Below are 4,401 nucleotides of genomic sequence, written 5' to 3' on the forward strand. Positions count from 1 at the left end.
GACGCGCCGGGCGGGCGGCACGCGCGGCACGGCGGAAGCCGTGCCTCACCGCGCCGTCGCGCTTACGCCGCGGAGACGGGCTGTACCGCCGCCGGATCCGAATAGCTCGGCCGGCCGTTCTCGACGTGGCCCGCGAAACGGCGCGAGAAGGTACCGGCCGCGCCGTCGCTCACCGTCACGTCATACCATTGGTGGCTCGCCGCGAGCCCCCACTGCTCGACGCGCTCGTCGCCGCCATGCAGCGTCACCTGCCGCGACGGCGCGCCGTACGCGTTGTCGGTCAGCGTCAGCGTAACGTGGGCCCCGCCAGGGTTGCGCAGCTTCAGGTACAGGTTCCCGTTCGCGACGTCGTAGCCGGCTTTCACCTCCGGCTGTGCAGGGTTGCGATGCGGCGCGGCCGGGGCCGACACGTTGCCCGAGAACACGCGCACGAAGCCGTTCGGCCCGTACACCGAGAACGTATAAGCCCCGTTCGTCACGGTCAGGTCGAAGTCCGCATGCAGTACGCGGCGGGCGCCGACCGTATAGCGCCACGGGCCGTCGGTGCGGTTCGTCGAGTACACGTGAAAATGCGCGCCCTGGTTGCCGCGGTTTGCGAACTCGATGCGCAACCTGGTCCCGCCATAAACGCTCGCGTTCACGTGCAATTCGTACGGCAGCGCACGTGCCGGCCGCACGCCGGGCTCCTGCGGGTCGATCGGCGATGGCGTCGCGGGCACGGTCGGCGCGGGCTGCGACGTGCACTGCTGGTCTGCGATCGAGCGGTACTGGCTGGTGTCGGGCAGCGGCGGGAACGACGCGTCGGACGAGCGGAAGTCGAAGGCGGCGGTGAGGTCGCCGCACACCGTGCGGCGCCACGGCGTGATGTTCGGTTCGTCGATGCCGAAGCGCTCGCCGATGAAGCGGATCACCGACGTGTGGTCGAACACCTGCGAGCACACGAAGCCGCCTTTCGTCCACGGCGACACGACCGTCATCGGTACGCGCGGCCCGAGGCCGTACGGCAGGCCGTCGGCCGTGTAGCTGCCGCCGCGGCCGGGGTTCACGACCGTGTGCAGCTCGCCGTCGGTCGTCACGGTCGACGCGCCCTGCGCGGCCGACGTCGGCGGCTGCGGCGGCACGACGTGGTCGAAGAAGCCGTCGTTCTCGTCGTACATGATGAACAGCACGGTCTTGCGCCAGACGTCCGGGTTCGACGTGAGCGCATCGAGGATCTGCGACGTGTAGTTCGCGCCGTACGCGGGCGTGTATTTCGGATGCTCGGAGAACGCCGCGGGCGGGCACAGCCACGACACCTGCGGCAGCCGGTCGTTGATCACGTCGTCCTTCAGGTTGTCGAGCGTGCGCACCGTCTGCGCGCGCTGGTACAGCGACGAACCGGGCTTCGCGTTGATGAAGTTCGCGAAGTTCTGCAGCACGTTCGTGCCGTAGTTGCCGTTGTACGGATCGTTGCCCGTCGTGCCTTGCTGGTAGATCTGCCACGACACGCCGTGCGCTTCGAGACGCTCGGGAAAGGTCGTCCACGACAGCAACTGGTAGGTGGGCGGCCCGTCGCCGTCGACATAGTCGCTGTTGTCGAGCAGCGGGCCGCCGAACTTGCCGGTCGGGTCGACGGTGCCCGTCATCAGGTACGAGCGGTTCGGGTGCGTCGGCCCCGGCAGCGAGCAGAAGTAGTTGTCGCACACGGTGAACGCATCGGCGAGCGCGTAGTGGAACGGGATGTCCTCGCGCACGTGATAGCCCATCGTCATGTCGGTCTTGTTCGCGGGCCACTGGTCGTAGCGGCCGCCGTCGATCGCCGCGTGCGTCTTGTACCACGAGTGGTCGAGGTCGCCGACGCACTGCGCGCTCGTCGTCAGCGTGTTCAGCCGGAACGGCAGCACCGGTTTGCCCGGATCGGCCTTCGACGGCTGGTACCACACCGGCTTGCCGTTCGGCAGCGGGATCGGGAAGCGGTCGTTGTAGCCGCGCACGCCGCGCAGGTGTCCGAAGTAATGATCGAACGAACGGTTTTCCTGCATGAACACGACGATGTGCTCGACATCGCGGATCGTGCCGGTGCCGCGCGCGGCGGGAATCGCGAGCGCGCGGCGGATCGATTCGGGGAAGGCATTGAGCGCGACGGCGGCGCCCGCGGATTGTGCGACGGTATGCAGGAAACGGCGGCGGCTCGATGACGTCATGTTATTTCACCTCGGTTCTGCTGCGGTCGGGGGACGGAAGCGGAGGGATCAGCCTGGCGACGACGCTGCAGCACTCGACGCGGCCGCGTTCGCCGCATTGGCCGCGGGCTTCGCGTCGTCGTCGTCATCGGGCGGGTAGTGCACGACGGGCGGCGCGAGCGGCGCGGCATCGGACGCGGCGGGGTTCGCGGCTGCGTCGTTGTTGAATGCGCTGGCGGAGCTGGCCGATGCGCCGGCCTGCTGCGAAGCGTCGGTCGCGTGTGCGTCGTGCGGCGCGTCGTCACTGCAGGCGGCGACGAAAGCGGCGGCACAAAGAACGACGACGACGGAAACGCGACGCATGACTTCTCTCCTGGCTGGCTGATCGGGAAACGTTTTCGAGTATGCCGACGCGATGCGACGTTTCGGTGAATCGTTTGCGACCGGCGCATGATCGCGGAATGCTTTCGATATCCTGACCAAGTGCTTTCGCGCGATCGAGGGGATGCAATATTTCCCGGAGGGTGATGCGGGCCGGGCACTTTTACCCGGGTGCGCGATGCAATGCACGAGCGCGTGCACGGTGGCCTGACCGTTCATGATGGACGTATGCAGCCGATCGCGTTGCGTCAGTGACGCGGCGTGCGCCGCCGCACCTCGCTGCGCAGCCAGTCGAGCCAGGTGCGGATCGCCGCTTCGTGCGGATGGCCCGGGCGCCACACGACGTAGTGCGCATACACGTCGGTCACGCGCACCGTCGATACGCGCACGAGCGTACCGTTCGCGAGTTCGGGCTCGATCAGCGAGCGGCGCGCGAGTGCGACGCCGCGCCCCTTCAGCGTCGCGTCGATCAGCGCATTCGCATCGGTGAAACGCGGCGCGCGTGCGGATTCCGTGAGGTCGAGCCGCGCGGCCTGGAGCCACGGTTCCCACGGCTGCGCGGGATGGCGCAACAGCGTCGCGCGCACGAGATCGGCCGGCGCGCGCGGCGCGATGCCGTCGCGATTGCGGTACGTGGGGCTCGCCACCGGAAAGATCGTCTCGTTCATCAGCTTCTCGGCGACGACGCCCGGCCACGTGCCGGGCCCGTAGCGCAGTGCGACGTCGATGCGGTCGCGCTTGCGCAGCGGCGCGAGCGCCACGTCCGGGTGCAGCGCGATCGCGATGTGCGGATGCGCGGCCGTGAAGCGCGGCAGGCGCGGCGCGAGCCAGCGCTCGGCGACGCTCGGCAGTACGCTGACGTTCAGCGTGACGTCGCCGGTGCGCGGGCGGCTGCGCACCGCGAGTGCCGGCTCGAACGCGCGTTCGAGCACGCTGAGGCCCTGGCGCACCTGCAGCGCGAGCGCGTGCGCGGCGTGCGTCGGCGTCGCGCCGTTTCGCTCGCGCGTGAAGAGCGGATAGCCGAGCTGCGCCTCGAGCGCGCGGATGTGCTGGCTGACGGCGCCTTGCGTGAGCGCGAGTTCGTCGGCCGCACGCGTGAAGCTCTGCAGCCGCACGGCGGTCTCGAACGCGCGCAGCGTCTGCAGCGGAGGAAGGTGGATGCGTCGCATGCGGGTATTAGTAACACTAATGTCCGAGCACGACAATTCATCGTTTGCGGCGGGCAGGCCCGCGTTCCTACACTCGGTTCCGTCTTCCACAGCCCCGTCGGGCCACCCCACCATGAACGCATATCTTCTCTATCTTTCGCCGGGCGCCTGCTCGCTTGCCGCCCACATCGCGCTGGAGGAAACCGGCGCACCGTTCGACGTCGAGATCGTCTCCGTGCAGCAGCAGCAAAACCTCGAAGCGCGCTATCTCGCGATCAACGCGAAGGCGCGCGTGCCGGTGCTCGCGATTCCGGGCGAGCCGCACGTGCTGACCGAAACGCCGGCGATCCTCACGTATCTCGCGCGCCGTTATCCGGATGCGCAATTGCTGCCGCTCGGCGATCCGCTGCGCGAGGCACGGTGCCACGAGTGGCTCGCCTGGCTGGTCGGCTGGGTGCATGGCGTCGGCTACGGCGCGCTGTGGCGGCCGGGCCGCTTCATCGGCGATCCGGCGTTGCACGGCGAGGTCAGCGCGCACGGGCGAGGCACGATCGAAGCCGCGAACGCGGCGATCGAAGCCGCGCTCGCCGACGGCCGACCGTGGGCCGAGCCGGGCGCGCATTCGATCGTCGATCCGTTCCTGTTCGTGCTGTATCGCTGGGGTGTCGCAATCGGGCTCGACATGACGCGGCATCCCGCGTGGACCGCCC

At 68.9% G+C, this 4,401-nt stretch carries 4 protein-coding genes; 1 reads left to right on the plus strand and 3 read right to left on the minus strand.

What is annotated here, in order from left to right; all coding sequences use genetic code 11:
• Positions 1 to 62 precede the first annotated feature (62 nt).
• The 3 genes from G3N99_RS35185 to G3N99_RS35195 all read right to left on the minus strand — a co-directional run bounded on the left by G3N99_RS35185 (position 63) and on the right by G3N99_RS35195 (position 3,712).
• Positions 63 to 2,183: a phospholipase C, phosphocholine-specific gene (locus tag G3N99_RS35185; RefSeq protein WP_174944038.1), complete on the minus strand. Its 2,121-nt coding sequence runs from the start codon at positions 2,181 to 2,183 to the stop codon at positions 63 to 65.
• Positions 2,184 to 2,231: 48 nt separating this feature from the next.
• A complete protein-coding gene (locus tag G3N99_RS35190; RefSeq protein WP_206124666.1) occupies positions 2,232 to 2,525 on the minus strand; it encodes a hypothetical protein in 294 nt (97 codons plus the stop codon).
• A gap of 266 nt (positions 2,526 to 2,791) precedes the next feature.
• Positions 2,792 to 3,712: a LysR substrate-binding domain-containing protein gene (locus G3N99_RS35195; RefSeq protein WP_206124667.1), complete on the minus strand. Its 921-nt coding sequence runs from the start codon at positions 3,710 to 3,712 to the stop codon at positions 2,792 to 2,794.
• Positions 3,713 to 3,824: 112 nt separating this feature from the next.
• Between G3N99_RS35195 and G3N99_RS35200 the strand changes: the two genes are divergently transcribed.
• On the plus strand, positions 3,825 to 4,401 hold a 577-nt coding region (locus tag G3N99_RS35200), incomplete at its 3' end, for a glutathione S-transferase (RefSeq protein ID WP_206124668.1).

It is taken from the genome of Burkholderia sp. Ac-20392, from assembly GCF_017104585.1.
Taxonomy (GTDB): domain Bacteria; phylum Pseudomonadota; class Gammaproteobacteria; order Burkholderiales; family Burkholderiaceae; genus Burkholderia; species Burkholderia lata.

Coding starts and splice junctions, on each gene's coding strand:
- G3N99_RS35185 (WP_174944038.1), bottom strand. CDS start 2,183: ATGACGTCATCGAGCCGCCGCCGTTTCCTGCATACCGTCGCACAATCC.
- G3N99_RS35190 (WP_206124666.1), bottom strand. CDS start 2,525: ATGCGTCGCGTTTCCGTCGTCGTCGTTCTTTGTGCCGCCGCTTTCGTC.
- G3N99_RS35195 (WP_206124667.1), bottom strand. CDS start 3,712: ATGCGACGCATCCACCTTCCTCCGCTGCAGACGCTGCGCGCGTTCGAG.